This window comes from Peribacillus sp. NPDC046944 (assembly GCF_050272735.1).
Classification (GTDB): domain Bacteria; phylum Bacillota; class Bacilli; order Bacillales; family DSM-1321; genus Peribacillus.
The window spans coordinates 79,636-100,023 of sequence record NZ_JBNNML010000010.1 but is presented as its reverse complement, the minus strand read 5'-3'; the positions used below and the strand labels follow the sequence as shown (position 1 = coordinate 100,023).

The 20,388-nt window shown below is 41.2% G+C and carries 20 protein-coding genes; 11 read left to right on the top strand and 9 right to left on the bottom strand.

Features of this window, described 5'->3' with window-relative positions:
- Positions 1–681: 681 nt before the first annotated feature.
- Entirely contained in the window at positions 682–1,896 is a 1,215-nt protein-coding gene (locus ACQKIC_RS17255) for an MFS transporter (RefSeq protein ID WP_402990290.1), read from the bottom strand.
- Positions 1,897–2,126: 230 nt separating this feature from the next.
- Here ACQKIC_RS17255 and ACQKIC_RS17250 point away from each other — a divergent pair, with 230 nt between their 5' ends.
- Entirely contained in the window at positions 2,127–3,431 is a 1,305-nt protein-coding gene (locus ACQKIC_RS17250; RefSeq protein ID WP_402990288.1) for a CitMHS family transporter, read from the top strand.
- A 149-nt stretch (positions 3,432–3,580) separates the two neighbouring features.
- On the top strand, positions 3,581–4,234 hold the full coding sequence (locus ACQKIC_RS17245) for a superoxide dismutase family protein (RefSeq protein WP_427668714.1): 654 nt from the start codon (positions 3,581–3,583) through the stop codon (positions 4,232–4,234).
- A gap of 270 nt (positions 4,235–4,504) precedes the next feature.
- Here ACQKIC_RS17245 and ACQKIC_RS17240 read toward each other — a convergent pair whose 3' ends face one another.
- Positions 4,505–5,470 (bottom strand): rhodanese-related sulfurtransferase, encoded by a 966-nt coding sequence (locus tag ACQKIC_RS17240; RefSeq protein WP_402867619.1) that lies wholly within the window; start codon positions 5,468–5,470, stop codon positions 4,505–4,507.
- A 142-nt stretch (positions 5,471–5,612) separates the two neighbouring features.
- Between ACQKIC_RS17240 and ACQKIC_RS17235 the strand changes: the two genes are divergently transcribed.
- From ACQKIC_RS17235 to ACQKIC_RS17225, 3 genes are all read left to right on the top strand, one after another.
- On the top strand, positions 5,613–6,659 hold the full coding sequence (locus ACQKIC_RS17235; RefSeq protein WP_427592031.1) for a nitronate monooxygenase: 1,047 nt from the start codon (positions 5,613–5,615) through the stop codon (positions 6,657–6,659).
- Positions 6,649–7,110, top strand: coding sequence for a GNAT family N-acetyltransferase (locus ACQKIC_RS17230; protein ID WP_402990279.1), 462 nt, complete (start codon positions 6,649–6,651; stop codon positions 7,108–7,110). The genes ACQKIC_RS17235 and ACQKIC_RS17230 overlap by 11 nt, the downstream gene beginning before the upstream one ends.
- A gap of 67 nt (positions 7,111–7,177) precedes the next feature.
- Complete coding sequence (locus ACQKIC_RS17225) at positions 7,178–7,339, top strand: hypothetical protein (protein WP_402867622.1); 162 nt, start codon at positions 7,178–7,180, stop codon at positions 7,337–7,339.
- Positions 7,340–7,383: 44 nt separating this feature from the next.
- Here the strand turns inward: ACQKIC_RS17225 and ACQKIC_RS17220 are convergent, their stop codons facing one another.
- Entirely contained in the window at positions 7,384–7,962 is a 579-nt protein-coding gene (locus ACQKIC_RS17220) for a GNAT family N-acetyltransferase (RefSeq protein ID WP_402990276.1), read from the bottom strand.
- 105 nt (positions 7,963–8,067) lie between these two features.
- On the opposite strand from ACQKIC_RS17220, the gene ACQKIC_RS17215 reads away from it, so the two are divergent.
- Entirely contained in the window at positions 8,068–9,462 is a 1,395-nt protein-coding gene (locus ACQKIC_RS17215; protein WP_402955535.1) for a PLP-dependent aminotransferase family protein, read from the top strand.
- Positions 9,463–9,507: 45 nt separating this feature from the next.
- Here the strand turns inward: ACQKIC_RS17215 and ACQKIC_RS17210 are convergent, their stop codons facing one another.
- Together ACQKIC_RS17210 and ACQKIC_RS17205 are read right to left on the bottom strand one after the other, a co-directional pair.
- Positions 9,508–9,930, bottom strand: coding sequence for a MarR family winged helix-turn-helix transcriptional regulator (locus tag ACQKIC_RS17210; RefSeq protein ID WP_402867625.1), 423 nt, complete (start codon positions 9,928–9,930; stop codon positions 9,508–9,510).
- Positions 9,931–10,248: 318 nt separating this feature from the next.
- On the bottom strand, positions 10,249–10,452 hold the full coding sequence (locus tag ACQKIC_RS17205) for a hypothetical protein (RefSeq protein WP_402867626.1): 204 nt from the start codon (positions 10,450–10,452) through the stop codon (positions 10,249–10,251).
- Positions 10,453–10,579: 127 nt separating this feature from the next.
- Between ACQKIC_RS17205 and ytvI the strand changes: the two genes are divergently transcribed.
- Positions 10,580–11,626 (top strand): sporulation integral membrane protein YtvI, encoded by a 1,047-nt coding sequence (ytvI, locus tag ACQKIC_RS17200; protein WP_402867627.1) that lies wholly within the window; start codon positions 10,580–10,582, stop codon positions 11,624–11,626.
- Between the two features lie 370 nt (positions 11,627–11,996).
- Here the strand turns inward: ytvI and ACQKIC_RS17195 are convergent, their stop codons facing one another.
- Positions 11,997–13,349: a hemolysin family protein gene (locus tag ACQKIC_RS17195; RefSeq protein WP_402867628.1), complete on the bottom strand. Its 1,353-nt coding sequence runs from the start codon at positions 13,347–13,349 to the stop codon at positions 11,997–11,999.
- 601 nt (positions 13,350–13,950) lie between these two features.
- On the opposite strand from ACQKIC_RS17195, the gene ACQKIC_RS17190 reads away from it, so the two are divergent.
- The 4 genes from ACQKIC_RS17190 to ACQKIC_RS17175 all read left to right on the top strand — a co-directional run bounded on the left by ACQKIC_RS17190 (position 13,951) and on the right by ACQKIC_RS17175 (position 16,402).
- Complete coding sequence (locus ACQKIC_RS17190; protein ID WP_402867629.1) at positions 13,951–14,526, top strand: YitT family protein; 576 nt, start codon at positions 13,951–13,953, stop codon at positions 14,524–14,526.
- Positions 14,527–14,614: 88 nt separating this feature from the next.
- On the top strand, positions 14,615–15,328 hold the full coding sequence (locus ACQKIC_RS17185) for a FixH family protein (RefSeq protein WP_427592030.1): 714 nt from the start codon (positions 14,615–14,617) through the stop codon (positions 15,326–15,328).
- A gap of 105 nt (positions 15,329–15,433) precedes the next feature.
- Entirely contained in the window at positions 15,434–15,607 is a 174-nt protein-coding gene (locus ACQKIC_RS17180; protein ID WP_402867631.1) for an Lmo0850 family protein, read from the top strand.
- Between the two features lie 165 nt (positions 15,608–15,772).
- Positions 15,773–16,402 (top strand): DedA family protein, encoded by a 630-nt coding sequence (locus ACQKIC_RS17175; protein WP_402955538.1) that lies wholly within the window; start codon positions 15,773–15,775, stop codon positions 16,400–16,402.
- Positions 16,403–16,445: 43 nt separating this feature from the next.
- On the opposite strand, the gene ACQKIC_RS17170 is transcribed toward ACQKIC_RS17175, so the two are convergent.
- From ACQKIC_RS17170 to ACQKIC_RS17160, 3 genes are all read right to left on the bottom strand, one after another.
- Positions 16,446–17,777 (bottom strand): hemolysin family protein, encoded by a 1,332-nt coding sequence (locus ACQKIC_RS17170; RefSeq protein WP_402867633.1) that lies wholly within the window; start codon positions 17,775–17,777, stop codon positions 16,446–16,448.
- Between the two features lie 266 nt (positions 17,778–18,043).
- Entirely contained in the window at positions 18,044–19,153 is a 1,110-nt protein-coding gene (locus tag ACQKIC_RS17165) for a histidine kinase N-terminal domain-containing protein (protein ID WP_427592029.1), read from the bottom strand.
- Positions 19,154–19,376: 223 nt separating this feature from the next.
- Positions 19,377–20,264, bottom strand: coding sequence for a cation diffusion facilitator family transporter (locus ACQKIC_RS17160; RefSeq protein ID WP_402990265.1), 888 nt, complete (start codon positions 20,262–20,264; stop codon positions 19,377–19,379).
- Positions 20,265–20,388 lie beyond the last annotated feature (124 nt).

The window sequence follows — 20,388 nt, the reverse complement described above, 5'->3', positions numbered from 1 at the left end:
AGGTATGTTTGTCTTTTACGATGTGTCTTTCATCCGTTTTGATAGTAGGAAAAAGCATTTTAACCCTCTTTTAAACTAATTTTAGGCGAAAAAAACCAAGAAAAAAGTAAATCTTGGAAATCTACCCACCACGACAAAAGCTTGATATGTCTGGTTTGTGGATTTTCACCTTAAATAATCTTAACATAAAAAAGAATCAAATCTATAAATATACAGAAAAACACGATAATGTTTAAAAAAACAGAAGGAGGAAGACGAGGAAATGAATAGATATCCCTAGGACTTAGGTTTTTCGTTTAAGAACTTTTCCCGACAAGATCTGCAGGTGATATCGGAAACCGATTTAAACTTAACCTTCTTCAGGTCTTTTTTCTCGAATATTCCCCGGTAGTTATGAATAATTCCACATTCACAATAACGCTGATCCTTGATGATGTGAACTTTTGCATAATATGTGAAGGTCGGATACATGTTGACACCCCTTAATAGGTATATATTACTAGGTATATAATACTATTTTATCGTGAATATGTAAAAAAATAAATCTTTAGAAATCAGGCGAAGAAGAGTTCTGTTACAGAGAGGGTTCAACCATCTTGTTGGGTAAGTTTGAATGAAAAAGAAGACACCCGTTAGAAGGATCATCTAACGGGTGTCTTCTTTTTGCTAAAGGTCTTCTAATCAATGTGAATGCCGGGCCAACTCCGGGTTGCGATGCAACGCCAAATACAGGACCAGTCCTGCTATCAGCAGCAGGAAGCTGGTCGTTATAAAAACGGCTGAAAATCCATAAAATCCTGCAACCATCCCTCCCATTGCCGGGCCGATGATATTGCCTAAAAAACGGAGACTAGTATTATATCCAAGCACTTCCCCCTGCATGGCAACGGGAGCCTCTTGGCGGATATAGGCAATCCTTACAGGGATAATTCCTCCTATGACTATACCTAATGCAAACCGTACAAATACAAGTTGCCAAAAGTGATTGATGAAAGCTCCAGGCAAATATACGAGTGCTGTGAGGAAAAGAAGGAGCACCAGAATCTTTATATGCCCATGGTGGTCGCCTATCCTGCCCCAGTACCTGGCCATCAATAAGTTTCCGAGACCAGCTGCGGAAAAGGCGATGCCTGAGTAAAAGGCCAGATTAGTAGTTCCGTGCAGTTCCCCGACATATAAAGATAGAATGGGTTGGATGCTGAAATGAGCCACCTGGACAATCGTTGATATGAGCATGACATTCACTAGAATGGGGTTCCGTAAAATGTGCGAGAGGACCTCCCGGCTCGAATAACTGGCTTTTGTTCCTTTTTGTCGCTGAACTTGATATTCCTTGGTTGCGAATACAAGAAGTCCAGAGACGAAAATTGTGATGGAAGTGAACTTAAACGCTGTTGAGTAGCCGAGAGTATCCGCAAGTACGCCGCCAATCAATGGTCCGAAAAGGGAGCCGGTTATATTCCCCGTTTGAAGAGTACCCAAGACCCTTCCGGCAATCTCTTTAGGTGTCTGTGTGGAAATGAAAGCTTGTGACATGGAGATGAATCCAGTGAATATGCCCATGAACATTCTTAATAAGAACAACTGCAGGACATTTTCTACAAATCCCATCAAGAAAATCGATAGGCCCATACCGAAGGCGCAGGCAATCAGGATTTTCTTTCTACCATAACGGTCCCCGATTCGTCCCCAAATGGGGGAAAATAAAAAGGCGGTCACAAAGGTAATTCCGAATGTCCACCCCGACCAATGCTGGACATATTGTGCCGAATAATTGCCAAATGTACCGATGTATAACGAGATGAAGGGAAGAACCATCGTCATGCTACCACCGATGAAGAAGTTGGCAAACCACATGATGAAAAGATTCCTTTTGGCCAATTTATGAACATCCATATACATGTAACACTTCTTTCTACCTGATATTTACTATTCAGTATACAGATTTACCAATTTCTATTAAATGTATTTGATTCAGACATGCTTCAGGGCAAGAAAAAAATCTAGTTTGAAAAAGTTGTTTTTTAATGAAATACCCAGTGTTATACTAACTAAATACTAATTTTTCAGAAAATATAAAATATTTGATGAAAGTTAATATTTCAAATAGTAAGGGGAGAGTCTACATGTTATCGATTCTTGGATTTTGCATGATTTTTACATTTCTTATTTTGGTCATTTCAAAGCGACTTTCTGTAGTGGTTGCCTTCATTTTCACTGCCATCCTTTTTGCATTGATCGGTGGGTTTGCGTCGGAAATGGGAGAAATGATGATGGCAGGGATTATAAAGGTAACGCCAACGGCCGTTATGATTGTATTTGCTATTTTATATTTTGGTTTGATGCTAGACGTTGGTTTATTTGAACCTATGATTGCCAAGATACTAAGCCTTGTGAAGGGGGACCCACTAAAGGTTGTGATGGCCACTGCCATCATCACGATGCTAGTAGGGTTAGATGGTGACGGGTCTTCCACCTTTATGATCACCGTAACAGCCATGTTGCCGCTCTATATAAGGTTAGGGATGAATAGGCTTATATTGGCGTGTGTGGTTGCTTTAGCTGCAGGCGTCATGAATATCATCCCTTGGGGCGGCCCGTTGGTAAGAGCAGCAGCCAGTCTACAAGTGGAAGTATCAGACTTATTCATTCCGCTCGTTCCGGTCATGATTGCAGGGCTGATATGGACGCTGTTTTCCGCCTATATCCTTGGGAAGAAGGAAAGAGCCAGATTGGGCATCACTACATTGCAGACACCAATGCCTTCAGGGTTAGGTGAACAGGCCGCTGCGGTTGAAGCTACTAATGGTACAACCATGAAGTTTTGGTTTAATTGGTTATTGACGATCGCGTTAATGGTATTTTTGGTAATGGAAGTGTTGCCTCTGCAAATCTTATTCGCTTCTGCTTTTGCCATAGCATTATTCGTTAACTTTCCAAATCCAAAAGAACAGCAGGAAAGGATATTAAGCCATGCCAATAGTTTTGTTATGATCTGTACACTTATCTTTGCAGCGGGTATTTTCACGGGCGTCTTCACGGAAACGAAGATGATGGATTCGATGGCCTCTTCCATCGTGACCGTTATTCCAGATTGGCTTGGTGCACATCTACCTGTTGTTGTGGCACTTACTAGCATTCCGATGGGCTTCATTTTTTCACCTGACGCATATTACTTTGGAATTATTCCCATCATTAGCGAGGCTGCGGCGAACTTTGGAATTGCCCCAGTTGAAATCGGGAGGGCCGCTTTATTAGGTCACTCCACAACAGGTTTTCCCTTATCACCCTTGGTTCCTGCCACATTCATTCTGATTGGGCTGGTTGGTGTGGACTTTGGTGATCATCAAAAGTTTCTATTTAAATGGGCTTGTGGGACAACGATTGTTATGACGATCGTGGCTATCATTCTTGGGGTGATTCCATTATAAGAGGTGAGTCTAATAAACTAGTATGGAAAATCTTTTACTGTGAGATTAGTTAGATTTTTTATCATGCTCATAGAATCTATTTTCCCATTTATCCCTCTCTCTGTTTATCCTTTCAAAATAGTGGAAATGATTAAGAAGACTATACATAAATGAAAGAGAGAGAGAGGGTACTGATGATGAACTATAAGCAAAAGCTGCTGTTGCCAGCATGTGCCGCCTTTTTGTTGTATGGATGCAATTCAGAGGATAACTCAACGAATGCAGACAAAACCGTGGAAGATTCAAAACCGGTACAGGGAACCCAAACGGAAGTGGACCCACAAGCACAGGCGGAAGTTAAGGATACTGCGGGTAAAACTTTAGGTACTGTCAATTTTTCCGCGGAAGAGAATTCCGTCTTGATCGAAGCGGCACTGGAAGGGTTAGAACCCGGTTATCATGGGTTTCATATTCATGAAAATGCAGCATGTGAAGCGGATGCAAAGGAAGGGCCTTTTACTACAGCCGGGGGGCACTTCAATCCAACAGATGAAAAGCACTCCAATCATGCTGGGGATATGCTTCCTCTTTTTGCTAAAGAAGATGGAACGGCCAAATATACAGCCACGTTGGATAACATGACAGTGGAACAACTGAAGCAAGAAGAGCTTTCGGTCATCGTTCATGCAAATCCGGACAACTTTGCCAATATTCCTGATCATTATGAAACGGATGGAGAAAAGGGACCGAATGAAGACACGTTGAAAACAGGTGATGCCGGTGACAGGCAAGCATGCGGGATTGTAGTAAGCGCAGATAAGTAAGGGCATGAGCGATTCTTCTATGGAGGAATCGCTTTTTACATACTATTTGTAGCTTAGCTTAGCCTAAATCAACCACGAACGGCGATAATTCGACCGCAATCCGAATTATTTCAACCATACCAAGCAATATTTCAACCACGCAACATATTAATTCAACCATAGACAAAAAAGCTGAAAAAAAGGATTTTTCTATCGTGATATAGAAGTAAGAGAAAAGCATGAAAAAAACCCGAATCAGGACAAGGAGTCGATTGATTCGGGTTTCATGGCTTATTCTGCTGTAGCGGTTTCTTTAATAAGTTGTAGTCGTTCTGCCACTTCTTCTTCAGACAAGTTATGCTCGACTACATAGCGATTACGTGGGTGCACCCGACATTCGTGGGAACAGCTGCGTAAGTGTTTGTGCTCGTTTTCTTCACTGCAAAGGATTTTCTTGTTGCATTCCGGGTTCGCGCAGTTCACATAACGCTCACATGGTTCGCCGGAGAAGATATCCCTGCCGACGATGACATGTTCCTTTTGATTGATCGGAACGGCAATTCTTTGATCGAATACATACATTTGACCATCCCAAAGATCGCCTTGCACTTCAGGGTCTTTTCCGTATGTTGCGATGCCTCCGTGAAGCTGGCTGACATCTTCAAAGCCTTCTTTGACAAGCCATCCGGAGAATTTTTCGCAACGGATTCCGCCTGTGCAATACGTAAGGATTTTTTTACCTTCAAACATCTCTTTATTCTCACGTACCCATTCCGGAAGTTCACGGAAATTTGTGATATCTGGCTTGATTGCGCCGCGGAAGTGACCCAAATCAAATTCATAGTCATTTCTCGCATCAAGTACGACTGTATTTTCATCTTGCATTTGCTCGTAAAATTCTTTTGGGCTTAAGTAATTCCCTGTCGTCTGGTTTGGATCGACGTCATCTTCCAATCGAAGCGTAACCAGTTCATTTTTTGGACGGACATGCATTTTTTTGAAGGCATGGCCATCGGCTTCATCGATTTTATAGACCATATCAGCAAAGCGGGGATCGCTTTTCATCATGTCCATGTATTTTTCGGTTTGTTCGATTGTACCGGATACCGTACCGTTGATCCCTTCCTGGGCAACTAAAATCCGGCCTTTCAATTCAAGTTCTTTACATGCCGCAAGATGTTCGGCAGCGAACTCTACGTGATTCTCGATTGGTGTATACAAGTAATACAATAAAACTCTATATGGTTTTGTTTCCATTTTTTAATTACCACCTGTGATTTATATTTGCAAGATATAAAGGGTGATCAGTTAAGACACTTTTCTCTTACAGACAATCATTATACCAAGAAAACATAACTTTGATAAGTGAATCATGAAAAATGAAAGGGGCCTGTTAAAAATGCTTCAAGATTTAATGAAATATCCCATCATTCAAGCCCCAATGGCTGGAGGCGCATCCACACCGAAACTGGCCGCAACGGTTTCTGCTGCAGGAGGATTGGGGTTTCTCGCAGCTGGATATAAAACTGCAGAGGAAATGAGAAACGAAATAGAAGAGGTGCGCCGATTGACTGGGCGGCCTTTTGGCGTGAATGTGTTCGTGCCAAGTAAAGAGGTTGTGGATGAATCCAGACTCACCGCCTACCGGGAAAAAATACAAAAAGAGGCGGAAAGTGTAGGGGCTTCAATAGGGGAACCCATGAGCGACGATGATGACTGGGTCAATAAAATAGCCGTGTTAAAAGAACTCCGGGTCGCCGTTGTGAGTTTCACATTTGGGTGTCCAGAATCCGGTATCATCAAGGAACTCCAACATGCCGGTACGCTTGTTACGGTATCGGTGACGAACCCTACAGAGGCACAAATTGCAGTTACGGCGGGAGCGGATATCCTTTGTGTACAAGGGATTGAGGCAGGCGGCCATCGTGCCAGTTTTGATAACGAGTCAGAAAGTGACCAAGCGCTTTTGGAATTGATCAAGATCGTAAAAAAAGAAACGAACGTGCCGATAATTGCCGCAGGCGGATTGATGGATGGAAAAGACATTGCCGGTGTTCTTGCAGCAGGGGCAGTAGCGGCACAGTTGGGAACCGCTTTTCTATGTTGCCCGGAAAGTGGCGCAAGCCCAGCTCATAAGGCAGCGCTCCATAATCCACGGTTTACCGAAACGGCGATCACCCGGGCATTTAGCGGCCGCCGTGCTCGGGGGTTGGTGAATTGCTTCTTAATGGAATATGACAGGGTCGCCCCGGCAGCCTATCCTTATGTTCATCACATGACGAAACAGATGCGAAAGGTGGCGGGACAAAAAGGCGAACCTGAATTGATGGCTCTATGGGCAGGAGAAGGATACAAACGGAGTCGAACGCTTCCCGTCTCGGTATTGATGGGAGAGTTGGTTGAAGAAATGAATATAGAATCTAGGAGAGTATGTCATGAAAATTAGACCCTTGAATCCAGGCGAGGCACCACCGATGGAGTTACTGTTGCTTGCTGATCCTTCAAAAGAATTGGTTGAGACCTATTTGGAGAGGGGCACGTGTTTTGTCGCTGAATCGGATGGGCTGATAACCGGCGTGTATGTCTTGAAGGAATTGTCCGATGACACGATAGAAATCGTCAACGTTGCTGTAGCGGAACAATACCAAGGTGAAGGCCAGGGGAAAAGACTGGTCAATCATGCGGTTCATCATGCGAAGTCACTGGGGTATCACTCCATCGAAATCGGCACGGGTAATTCAGGGATGGGGCAGCTGGCCCTTTATCAAAAATGTGGATTTAGAATAACCGAAATCGATCGCGATTTTTTCACGAGGAATTATCCAGAGCCCATTTATGAAAATGGGATACAGTGCAGGGACATGATTCGTTTATCTCAAACCATCGGGAGCACCTAATGCCGTTAGGGAAATCAATCCAATGTAGGCATCCCATCTTACTGGATAGAGCATAGGAGGAAAAATCATGCTTTTCGGCGATTCCATTTATCTATTGTTTGCGTTGCTCATGCCACTTTTTTTCGCTATTGTCGTATTCATATTCATTCGTTCTATTAAAAAGCAGAATGAATCTTTACAGCAAAAGGAGAAGGAAAGTACAGCTCATAAACAATCATCCGAAAATTAATCCATGGTCAAGAGAGTGTCCAAATGAATGGGCACTCTCTTGATTCATTTCCCCAAAAACCCTTCCAACTTCTGCTTCACATTCGGCCACTCTTCTTTGAGGATGCTGAACACCATGGTGTTTCTGACTCTCCCATCTTTCAGTACTTTTTCTTTTCGTAACATCCCCTCTTCAACAGCTCCAAGCCTAGCAATGGCCGCACGTGAAGCTCTGTTCAGCTCATCTGTCCTGAATTCTACACGATTCATGTGCCACGTTTCAAAGGCATGCTGTAAAAGTAAATATTTGCATTCGGTGTTGACGGCTGTCCTCCACTTTGAAGGGTGATACCAGGTCGAGCCGATTTCCACTGTTTGATTATCGAATCGTATATCCCTTAGGCTTGTGCTGCCGATAACCGATTGAGTCGAAGAATCGATTACCGCAAAGGGATGGTGCTGATTCTTTTCCCTTGATAAGATGCCTTGCTGTACAAATTCCACAGCGTCTTGATGAGACAAAATCTTCGTCGCACTCCACACCCAGATTTCTTTGGGGAGGGAGGCTGTGTAAATCGGTTCGATATGATTTTCCATCAGGGGTACCAGTGAAACGTATTTCCCGGTTAATTCAAACGGCTTCATGTTCATTCCTCCAATCAAGTAATATCCTGATTATAAAAAAAATCTGGTACTATAATAAGAACCAGAACTGTTATAATTTATGGAACCAGTAAAGGGGTGGGCGCCATGTACGAAATCACTTTTCAACTCGAAAAAACAAAGGATCGACCATTATATGTTCAACTGTATCACTATTTGAAAAGGGAAATTCAGAATGGGCAAATAAAGGCTGGAATGAAGTTACCCTCAAAACGAAAGCTAGCCGTTCATTTAGGTATTGGCTTGAATACGGTGGATTCAGCTTATCAGCAGCTAATCGCGGAAGGGTATGTGGAGAGCCGGGTGAGAAAAGGATATTTCGCAGCGGAAATCGATCGGATTTCTTCCATTATGGAGCAAGTAACCACGACTAGTAATCCAGAGACCATTTTGCCAATTGTAACCAACATGATAGATTTTCATTATGGCCATGTGGATATCGACTCCTTCCCACATACCGTGTGGAAAAAGTGCATGAATAATACGCTGTACCTTCAGGAAAGGGACATGTTCATCAGCGGGGACCCTCAAGGGGAGCATGGTCTTAGGAACGAAATTGCGGACTACCTTTTTCAGTCAAGAGGGGTGCGGTGTGTCCCTAATCAAATCATCATCGGAGCGGGTACACAGTATTTCATTCATCTTTTGCGGCTTCTTCTTGGCAAGGAGAGAGTATTTGGGTTGGAAGACCCCGGGTTTCATCGGGTGAGAGAAGTATTGAAAGTGGAGGGAGCTGAGATGAGGTTCATTCCTTGTGATGAAAGCGGGTTGTGTGTGGAATCATTAAAGGAAAGCCAAGCTGATATCGCCTATGTTACCCCTTCTCACCAATTCCCGTTAGGAATGATCATGCCCATATCACGAAGGGTGGAATTATTGAAATGGGCAGGTAGAAAGAATGGCTATATTATTGAAGATGACTATGATGGGGAATTCCGACATACAGGCAAACCTATACCGTCTCTGCAAGGTCTGGATACAGGTGGAAGGGTGATCTATTTAGGCACGTTTTCTAAATCATTGATTCCCACGATTAGAGCGGGATATATGGTACTACCTCCTGAGTTAGCCGATCTTTACCAAAGAAAATTACAAGGATACAAACAGACCATTTCCAAAATGATCCAAGAAACGGTCTGTCTTTTTATAAAAGATGGCCATTGGGAACGGCATCTGAATAGAATGAGAATCCTGTATCGAAAAAAGAATCAAGTGTTGCTTGCTGAACTAGAAGAAACCTTCCATGATCAAATAACGGTAATAGGAGAGAAGTCCGGACTACATATTCTAGTGCAAGTCCATAGTGATAAATCCGAAGCCGAGCTTATTCAAACCGCTGAAAGAAAGGGAGTGAAGGTGTACCCCACTTCGGTTTATCATTCAAAGAAAGACAACCATCCAACCATTTTGATGGGATATGGCGGTTTATCTGAATCAGATATCAAAGAAGGGATTCGCCTGTTAAAAAAGGCGTGGCTCTAGCTTTTGAATCGCTTATATAAAAGGGATTTAAAAGAATGATGGCAATTAATCTCTAATATTATTTAGAATTTTAAGCAGTGTTTGGAAAAATAAGTCCTGCTCTTCTTCGGAAATGCCATCTAAGGCTTTTCCTTCGATCTTATCCGCAATCTTCATGCATTTCATATGTACTTCTTTTCCTCTGGGCGTGAGTTCAATTCGCTTTTCCTCTTCATCCTTCCCAGGGACTTGTTTGATCATATGGTTCTCTTCCATGCTATTCACGGAACGGGTAATGATCACGCTATCAACGTCTAGATAATTGGATATGTCATTGATGGTAGAATAACCACAGTTCTTTAAATAATTCAAGATTGTCCATTGGTTATGATAAATATTCAGGCTTGTGATCTGTTCGTTCATATTTTTTACGATAGTTCTGGATAATTGTAAATGTTGATGGAATAGCTGATTTTGTTTGTTTTTCATATAATTCTCCTTCATAATGAGCGGCCACTTCATTATAATTTATAAATTGAAAAAGTCTAAGATAAAGAAAGATTCATATGATTCATTTTACTCATAACCGATTTTATCTTCAAGACATGTAAGGGGTATCATTTGTCGTACTTTGTGAGCAGTTGAACATAAACAAGTGCCAAAAAGAGAACGACCCTTTGTATTATACGACAAACATACAGAAATTTTAAGTATCGTCTTGAAAATCATGGGGAACTATCTTTTTCCAATTTGCCCCTTACAAAAATATCAACTAAAAAAACCAGCATGGAAGCTGGTTTTTTGTCGTTAAATTCTTTCGCTTGCGGAGCGGTGTTTGGTTTCTTCTTTATTTCGTTCTTCTTCTTTTTCGTATTTAATGTCTTCTAGTGGCAAATCGTCGATGGGCATGACAAGCTGATCACGTTCTAGTTGTTTCTCTTGATTTTCTTTGAAAGCCTTGGATTTATCATTACGTTCCTGCAGAGTTTTATCTTTTTTTAAGTTATCCATAATCGATCCCTCCATCTCTTTCCTTATCTTTTCCCTTGAAATGAGAAAATAAAACGTATAACCGAAATATATGGGAGATTCTTTCATAAATATAGGAGAAATAGGAAAGGGCAAGGGGGTGTAGTAATTGAATTTCGCTATGTTTTTTCGCTGGTTTTGGAAGGCGGCTATCCTTTTAGGGATTATATTCTTGATTCCTTACTCGTGGGCGCTGATTTTTGCTCTAGTAACCGCCATCATATTGGATGGATTAGTGAACTTTATAAGCAAAATGTTAAACGTACATCGCCTTTGGGGCGTGTTGGTTTCCTTCATTATCTATGTAGGTGGCTTTATCGGCTTGATTTATTTCTCGCTTTCCGTTCTTATCAAACGGATCATCGTCCATTCTGAAAAGCTACCGATTTTAATTCGAGAAATTTATCTCACGGCAATTTTGCCGGTCATCAGGCAATGGGAGCAATATTCCCAAACGTTGCCGCCTAATCTCATTCAGTCAATCGAACTTACGATGGAAAAAGGGGTCATGGCTCTTGAAGGGTTTACGAAGGACTTTGTCCAGGACATGGTTCAGCTTGTTACGCTCGTACCCGCCTTTTTTATAGATTTCTTAATCTATTTAATTGCTTTATTCTTAATCAGTCTTGAGCTTCCGATGTTGAAGAGAAAGCTAGTTTCTTTTTTAAGGGAGTCAACCTACCAAAAAATCACCATGGTTTATCAAGATCTTAGTATGGCGGCTGTCGGATTCTTTAGGGCGCAGATTGTATTGAGTTTATTCACGTTCTTGATGGCCTATGCGGGACTATGGATTCTAGATGTGAAATACACCTTGCTCTTGGCTCTTTTAATCGTCATCGTCGATATTCTCCCGATATTGGGAACAGGGTCAGTGCTCGTTCCTTGGGCTGTCATTGTATGGACGCAAGGAAATCATCACCTTGGCATTGGTCTAATCATCTTGTTCCTGGTCATAACCGTTGTCAGGAGGACCATTGAGCCAAAAATCTATTCAGCAAATATGGGTTTAACCCCGCTAGCGTCACTTGTCAGTCTTTATTTAGGATTTAAAGTGCTGGGGGTAATCGGACTTTTCCTAGGGCCGGCTATTCTCATCGTTTATAATACATTGAAGAGGGCTGGTGTCATCAAGCTTCATCATTTTAAAATATGAGCCATTGTTAGAAATTCTTAATGGAGTTTACTGAATTGGACATATCTTTAACCGTTTTACCTTTTCCTTTACAATGATTGCAGTTCCGTGAAAAGAACTGTAGATAGCGAGTTTTGCCTTTCCCTTTGCATTGCTGGCAAATGGTTATAACTTTCATCAGTCTTCACTCCTTAATTATGATGATGTTTCTTTAACAGTATGAAACAAGAAAGGTAGAACTATACCTCAATCACTATAAATAGAGGGGGATTTATTACTATAATATGAAAGTTTTTTGTCTCATGTACCATAATGAAAGTGAAATCATGGAAGATGCCATGATGTAGGGTAGAAAAAACCCCGTCCTAATAAACTAGGGCGGGGTTTTCCATTAAGAAACGATTTCAGTCTGCGACATTAAAGGAAATTCCTTTACTTCGCTTACTGCTTTTGCAGGTTTATAAATCTCGATATAGCTGATATGGTGGTCTTCCATTTCTTTTATTTTAAAATGGTAAGGTCCATAATTCAGAATATCGCCTTGTTTGGCTTCGTAGTTCTCGGTAAGAATCCAGCCACCCATCGTATCGATATCTTCATCGTTGATATCGATGCCAAGTAAATCATTTATTTCACTGACCAATACCTTTGCATCGATAATATAATGATTTTCCTTCACTTTACGAACGTCAGGGACTTCATCTAAGTCGAACTCATCCCGGATATCACCGACAATCTCTTCTAGGATATCTTCAACGGTGACTAATCCCGATGTGCCGCCATATTCATCCATGAGGATTGCCATGTGTACACGTTCTTTTTGCATCTTTAATAGTAAATCGTGGATGGGGATGCTATCGATGACACGAATGATCGGACGAACATAACGATTGATCGTAGATGTTGCCTGATTTTTCTTGTCTATCATTTCCGTGAAAAGTTCCTTGATATTGACCAGTCCGATGATATGGTCTTTATCACCATCGATAACTGGGTATCGAGTGAAGTTTTCTTCAGCCATGATGGAAAAAAACTGCTGTATGGTATCATCTTTGGAAATCGTGGCGATTTCGGTACGAGGAACCATGATTTCCTTTGCTATGCGATCATCGAATTCAAAAATTTTATTCACATATTTAAACTCAGATTGGTTAATTTCGCCGCTTTTATAGCTTTCTGAAACAATGATGCGAAGCTCTTCTTCCGTATGAGCCAAGTCATGCTCAGAAACTGCTTTTAATCCAAACATTTTTGTTAGCACTCTTGCAGAGCCATTAAGTACCCAGATGAAAGGATACATGACTTTGTTAAATCCAATTAGCGGTTTGGCAATGAATAATGTTACTTGCTCTGCTTTTTGAATGGCCATCGTCTTTGGTGCCAGTTCTCCCACCACCACATGAATGAAGGTGATCAAAGAAAAGGCAATCGCGATTGAAAGGATATGTGAAGCAGATTCAGGGATATTTAATTGAGTGAGAAGCGGGCCCAAAATACTTTCAACTGTCGGTTCTCCCAGCCACCCCAGTCCTAATGCCGTAACTGTAATTCCCAGTTGGCATGTTGACAGGTATTCGTCGAGATTGGATGTGACCTTCTTTGCTGCTAGGGCATTCGGCTTACCTTCTTCAATTAATTGATCGATCTTCGTGCTCCTCACTTTAACAATCGCAAACTCCGAAGCTACAAAAAATGCTGTTAAAGCAATTAAAATGGCAATAAGTACCAAGTTTATTATGTCCAAAAAGTCTCCCTTACATCGCCTATGAGACGAATAAGGAGTCCACCTCCTACATTTTTAAAATATACAAGTATATTTTTTTTGTCGTGCTAAATAGCTAAAACGTACTGGAGTCGTGCATGAAGGCTGCAAGTTTACACTCCGTTTTTAAATGAATAGAGTACTAGTATATGTGTATTAGCGATACGTAGACGGGAAATAGAAGAATTTTGCAAGGAAAATGCAAGCAAGATTATTTAATACCGTGCACTTTTTCGCCAGGCAAAGCAGCGTCCGTCCGTCACAACGAACGTTCTTTAATGTCCCATCCAATCACCTCAGTTTAATTGATTTAAATACTTTCATTATAGAAAGAGTTAGTCATCCAGTCAAATTGCCTAATACTCGCAAAATGGTGGAAATGGCTTGTAAAAGGTTCATTTGTTTCACTATTTGACGGTTTTTGACCAATTCCTTTCCTATAACCATTATATAATGGAATATTCAGAAAATTAAAGGTCTATGCCTATAAAAAATAAAAAAGGCCTTTTATTAATTTTTAGCTTCTCTGTACATAGGATATAGGATTGGGACAAGATTATCCATTAAAAAGGATGTGGAAGTCATGATGATCATCGAAAAGATGGCAGCCATAATGGCCGGAAGTTTGCTTGTGGGCGTAGGAATTAATTTTTTTCTCATTCCTTATCACTTGTTGGATGGTGGCATGATTGGGATTGGTTTAATCATTCATTATTTTCTAGGGCTTCCAACTGGGTTAGGCGTTATTCTGAGCAGTATTCCCCTATATATATATGCTTGGTATTACGAAAAAAAACTATTCCTCAACAGTTTGCATGGCCTACTTTTCTCTTCGTTATGCATCGATATTTTTTCCGAGGCTGTCATCGATTGGAATCTTCCCATCTATATAAGTGCCATAATCGGAGGGGGATTAATCGGGCTGGGAATTGGGCTCATGCTCCGGTATGGTACATCAACAGGCGGGACCGACATGCTTGCACAGATCATTTCCAGGAAAAGCGGGCTTAATGCCGGCATGTTAATTTTCTTCATAGATGGATGTGTCCTCATTGTGGGCTTGAGCGTGGTGGACCTGACTGTGTTTTTCTATTCATTTTTGACCATCATTGCTGTGGCGATGCTGACTTCGGTAACCGTGATGCGGACCGCAACTTAATAGAATGTATATATTTCAGTTATCTGGGAAGGATGGTGTATAAAACGACCGTCTTATCGGTTAATTATGAAAAAGAAGGAAGTTTTCGATGAAGAAATTTTATTTGTCAGCCATATTATTGTTTGCGTTAGCAGGATGTCAGGAAACCGAAAAGCCAGAAGATAAAGAAGTGAGCAATGCCATACCTGAAACCATGGAGGCTACTATATCCGTTAAAGGGACATTGGTTTCCGGAAAAGAGGTCATCCTTGAAGCCACAGTGAAGGAAGGAAGCCAACTTGTAAATGAAGCTGGTGAGGTTCTTTTTGAAGTGAGGAAATCCGGACAGGATAAACGGGAAATGTTAGATGCAAAGAATACGGGAAGCGGGACATATCAAGTGATGCACACCTTCAAGGAACAAGGGAAGTATCATGTAATTGCCCATGTAACAGCTAAAAATCAACATGTGATGCCGGAAAAAGAAGTGGTCATTACTGATAATGAAAGTGAAAACACCTCGGTACACCCAAGGTCGAATGTCTTGATCGAGTTTCATAACAATCCTGTGACGGCGGGGAACAGTTCCACCTTTGAAGCCAATGTGCATTTGGATGGGAAGCCTTTGACTGATGCAGATGTAAATTTTGAGGTGTGGAAAGAAGGCAGTGAAGAAAGTTCTTTCACCAAGGCGAAAGAAGAGGGAAAAGGGACTTATCTAAATAAAGTGTCCTTTGACGAGGCGGGAACTTATAAGATTCAGGTGCATGTGGAAAAAGAAGAAGTGCATGAACATCAGTTACAAACGATACAGGTTAATTGATGAGAATATCTACCCTTTTTGGCGAGTATTTATCCAGATAGGTTTTAGCCTTACTTTTAATGGGAACGTAAAGGATAACGAATACAGCAGGAAGGGAGGGTAAGCATGAAAAATGAAATAATCAACAAGTACAAAAATCTCGGGGTCCATATTCAAAAAACGAAATCACGTCAGGAGATTTTCACGAATATTTCTCACACTGATTCATCCTTACTCACCTTAGAGTTCGCAACTGCTTTTTCAAACGATGTACAAAAACAGGAAATAAAAGAATATTAATCACAAGGAGACCGGGAAAGACAAGCTGGTCTTTTTTTTTGTTATCTAAAATCATATCCCAATCTGACTGTTCCTTTTTTCAGGAAAATGAATAGAACGGATTTTTCCGCAATAGGATAGAAGGACAACCAAGTCAAAATTAGCGGAAAAGGGAGTCATTACATGATGTCAGAGCTGATTATGAAGATACTGAATTGGTTTGCGGAGATGGGATATATCGGTATTTTATTGGGGTTGATGGTGGAAATCATCCCCAGTGAGCTCGTACTTGGATACGGTGGCTATTTGATCGGAATGGGTAAGATGAACTTTTTGGGTGCCGTTATCGCAGGGGTGATGGGAGGTACGATTGCCCAATTATTCCTTTATTGGGCTGGTTATTATGGAGGACGGACATTCCTTTTAAAGTATGGAAAATATATATTCATTAAAGAAGCTCATATGATAATGGCCGAAGAATGGTTCCAACGGTATGGGGTGGGGGTGGTGTTCACAGCTCGCTTCATTCCTGTCGTACGACATGCCATTTCCATACCAGCTGGGATTGCCCGGATGTCCGCCTGGACATTCACTTTTTATACAGTGGCAGCCGTCATTCCTTGGACGATATTGTTCTTGTCATTGGGTCGGATTTTGGGGGAGAATTGGCAACAAATTAGAGAAATCACTGCACCTTATTTGATTCCTGTAGCAGGTTTTTCATTCGTCTTGATCATGTTGTATATCATTTGGAAGAAAAAGAGCCCGCCGCCAATCGTGACGGTCAAAAAGGTTGGGTCTGATAAAAGAATATAAAAAAATGGCCCCGGTAAGAATACGAGGGCCATTTTTCTTATTCTTAATCTTGTGGAAGGTTCTCCTCAAGTGTCAGCTGTTCTACTTTTTTTGTCACTTCAATAAAACGGATGGCGTGTTCATCCATCTCAATGACTTTGAAACAGAAACCATCTTTTTCCATGATGTCGCCAACTAGTACATCATAATTTTCCGTTAAGATCCAGCCACCGATTGTATCTACATCCTCTTCATCCAGGTGAATGCCAAGTAAGTCATTCACGTCTTTTACTAGAAGTTTGGAATCCAAGATATAGTGTCCATCCTTGATCTTACGAATGGAAGGAACTTCATCGATATCGAATTCATCACGAATTTCCCCGACGATTTCCTCAAGGATATCTTCAACGGTGACGAGACCGGAAGTACCACCATATTCATCCATCAAGATGGCCATGTGAATCCGCTCTTTTTGCATCTTTAGCAGTAATGTGTGAATGGGTATATTCTCCATGACCCGAATGATCGGGCGGGTATATTGTTCAATGGTTTTGGACTGGATATCCCGGTCCTTAATTAGGTCAGAAAAAACTTCTTTCAGATTGACCAAGCCAATCACATGATCCTTATCACCTTCGACAACGGGGTAACGCGTGTATTTTTCCGTTTTGGCAACATCGACGAAACCTTGTACGGTTTCATCTTTGGAAATGGTAAGGATTTCTGTTCTTGGAACCATGATTTCCTTGGCTACCCGGTCATCAAAATCAAATATATTGCTTACATATTTGAATTCAGATTGATTGATTTCCCCGCTTTTATAGCTGTCCGAAAGGATGAAACGCAATTCTTCCTCCGTGTGAGCAAGCTCGCTTTCCGAAGCGGATTTGAAGCCGAATAATCCAACGACAAACCGAGAGGAATGATTCAATAACCAGATGAACGGGAACGCGATCTTATGGAAAAGGATCAGAGGTTTGGCGATGGCCAAGGCCACCTCTTCCGCTTTTTGGATGGCAACCGTTTTAGGTGCGAGTTCACCTACGACGACATTCAAGAAGGTCATTAGGGAAAATGCAATGATAAAGGACAGAATACCTGCCACGTTGTTCGGAATATGTAATAGTTCGAATAAAGGTTCTATCAATTTATAGATTGTCGGTTGCCCAAGCCACCCAAGTCCAAGGGCGGTCACGGTAATGCCGAGCTGCGTTGCCGATAGGTACTCATCGAGATCTGATGTCACCTTTTTTGCAGCTAAGGCTTTCCTGTTTCCTTCTTCTATCAATTGGTCGATTCGCGAGCTTCGTACCCTAATGATTGAAAACTCGGAAGCAACAAAAAAGGCGGTTAAAGCGATTAAGATAATGACTAAGGCTAAACTAAATATGTCCAATAGTGAGGGATGTAATTAAACCGTTTACTTGCACCAAACGGGTGAATTATCCCAGTCACCTCCCAAAAACAAAAATGAATAAAATGTATAATGACTGTAAAAAAAGTAGATGGAATGATCTTGAAATGAATGTCTTCGAGCTTTTCTTTACGAATCTGTAGATTTATTCATCACGATTATACAAGTCACCTAATTATAGTATAAGGAACTATCAGGGAATCAGTCAAAAATTACACACTACTTCCCCGTGATTTGGTGACTTTTACTTATGATTTTGTTTTTACGCGTATGGAGAATGTAGTTAAGAAGTCCGTTGAATGACAAGTCAAGGTCCCTTGATGCTTGAGGATGATTTCCTTGCAAACGAATAGTCCCAACCCTGTGCCCCTTTTTTTCGTTGTGATGAAGGGTTCAAAGATGCTAGGAAGCACCTCGGAAGGTATCTTTGGACCGTTATTAGAAATATTCAAGGTTAGGCAACCTGATGCTACCGAACCGGAAATGTCTATGGATGGATTTGGCGTTTCCGTAACTACATCCAGGGCATTCAATATGATATTGAGTAACACTTGCCTGAATTCCTCCTTGGAGCCGGCCAACTGGGCTTCGCCCTCAATATTACAGGAGACGGAAGCATTTACTTCCAAGATGCTAGGGTATAGGAATTCAATCACTTCATCTACCAGGGGGGCGATTGGAAATATTTCAATTTGTGTAGTATCCGTTTCCCTCTTTGAAAGGTTAAGAAATTGTGTAATCCGATAATTAAGCTGATCCAATTCCTTTGAAATGATGTCCAGATACTTAATCTCTGGCTGTTCGGCTTGTAATAATTGAATGAAACCCATGATGGAAGTAAGGGGATTCCGGAACTCATGGACAAAACTTGATGTCATCTGGCCTAAAAGGGTCAAACGGTCTTTATGATTTGGATTGATCAGCTGATATTGCTCCGCAACCTGCTTCGTCTTTAAATCGGTATAACTGGATAAAGCGAAATAAATGAGTTTATCGAAGTACGCATTTATTTGGTGGATAACCGCAGATAGTTCTCCTTTGATGGCTTCGTAAGAGAGAAATTGATCAATGATGATCGATCTTCCGGTAGAGGTTATGGAAAAGAACATATCCATATTCAAATGCTGTTTAACCCGGCCGGCTGAAATCTTTTCCCCTAAATCCTTCAGCATATCATCTATGTTAGTATCTGTATTTTTCAGTTGTTTCATCAGTGAATTTAGAATTTTTTCTATTTCTTCTTCAAAATATTCTATATAGCCATCTGACAAATGCTTTAATCGCTCTTTCCATTCGGTAAGGATAGTAGTTTTATGAGAAGATAGGAAGTGAAGAGTCATTTCTCGATTCAATACCATTTTGCCCTCCATGTGTAGGAAAATGAATTTATCTTACTTAATTATGAATGAATTAGAATATAATTCCAAAATGTAATATATGGTTTTAATAATAACAGATTGAAAGCGTTCTTTAAATACTCATTCATGCGGTAAATGATCGGTAAAAGGGGAAAGGCTTTGTTTATATTAGGTAAACATTGTATTAATAGGGGGTTTACACATATAAAAAAGGCACCGTTCATTATTGACGGGTACCTTTTTTTTGAAATGTATAGGGTTCGATATGGACAATGACATGTTTGATGTCATGTTCCTTTAATAAGTTTTCTTCAACCTTCACTGTAATGTCATGACTTTGGATGACGGTCAAGAGCGGATTGACATGCACGGTTGTTTCAACCAGAATTTCATTCCCATGCATCCGAGCTTTAATTTCACTCATGTCTTTCACCCCATCCGTCAACAGGATGGTTTGACCTATTTGTTGGAGATGCTGTTCATCGAAACCGTCGGTCAAGGAAAGTGAAGCGTCGTGGAAAATATCCCAAGCCGTTTTGCAGATCATCAGACCTACCACTAAAGCCGCAACCGCATCCAACCAGTCTATGCCGATTGTGGTACCGATAATACCTACGAAAGCACCGATACTGACAAGAGCATCAGAACGGTTGTCCTGTGCGACAGCATGGATGGAGGCGCTGTTTATTTTTTTGCTTAAAGCCAAGTTGTAACGATAAACCCCGTACATGAAGATGGCGGAGAATAAAGCGACATAAGCTGTGAACATATTCGGTACAACTGTCGCATCCTGCGAAAAGAATGATTCGATGGCGCTGTATATGACCTGTAATCCGACGGTGATCATAATGAAGGCGGCAACCAGAGACGCTACGGTTTCAGCTCTCAGATGACCGTATGAATGATTATTATCAGGTGGTCGCCTTGATATTTTTAAGCCTATTAATACAGCGACAGAGGCAATGATATCGGTCGTGTTGTTTAAACCATCTGCCCAAAGTCCTTTCGAGTCTCCAAAGTAACCAAACGTTAATTTGAGGGCCGACAAGAATATGTATGCGGCTATACTGATATAGGCGCCCTTTTCAGCAGAAATTGAATGTTTATCCATGTCTTTTCCCCCTCGTGCAAAATAACCTTTATAAAGATATCAAATTGAACCCTAGTGAGTCTATAGAAAAATTGTCGTCTTTATCCATCTAACTTGGCATATGGCATGTGTATTGAGGCCATGT